Origin of the sequence: Pseudomonas sp. NPDC087817, assembly GCF_044742875.1 — a bacterium.
GTDB lineage: Bacteria > Pseudomonadota > Gammaproteobacteria > Pseudomonadales > Pseudomonadaceae > Aquipseudomonas.
Map to the genome: position 1 here is coordinate 5349 of NZ_JBIUVJ010000106.1, position 700 is coordinate 6048.

At 60.1% G+C, this 700-nt stretch carries 1 pseudogene; it reads right to left on the bottom strand.

Going from position 1 to position 700, the window contains the following annotated elements:
* Positions 1-700: pseudogene (gene coaBC / locus ACIONG_RS28930) on the bottom strand (bifunctional phosphopantothenoylcysteine decarboxylase/phosphopantothenate--cysteine ligase CoaBC); the annotation flags it as partial.

Sequence of the window (700 nt, forward strand, 5' to 3'; positions counted from 1 at the left end):
CAAACAGACCACGTGGCGAGCGATCTTGCTCTTGCTGGTCTGGGCGAAAACCGTGGCGTGCAGCTCACGGTCAATCACGCTGCAGGCGTTTTCTTCGCTGTTGAAACCGATGCTCGGGTTGGCGACGTCGTTGGCGACGATCAAATCGAGATTCTTGTCCTTCAGCTTGCGTGCAGCGTAGTCGAGCAGATGTTCGGTCTCGGCGGCGAAGCCGACACTGAACGGACGGTCGGGACGGGTCGCGATGGTGGCCAGGATGTCCGGGTTACGCACCATTTGCAGGACGAAGCCGTCACCGCTCGTAGGGTCTTTCTTGAGCTTTTGCGGGGCAACGACTTCCGGGCGGTAGTCCGCGACCGCTGCCGAAGAGATAAACACATCACACGGGATCGCGGCTTCGCAGGCGGCGAGCATGTCCCGGGCGCTGACCACGTCGATGCGGGTGACGCGATCCGGGGTTGGCAGATGCACCGGGCCGCTGATCAGCGTGACGCGGGCGCCGGCTTCCACCGCTGCCTCGGCCAGGGCAAAGCCCATTTTTCCGGAGCTGTGGTTGGTGATGTAGCGCACCGGGTCGATGTTTTCCTGGGTCGGGCCGGCGGTAATCACTACGTGCTTGCCGGTCAGTGCCTGACGCTTGATGGTTTGTGCAGAGGTCTGATCTAGATTGTTTGATTTCATTATCGTTTGCATTATGATT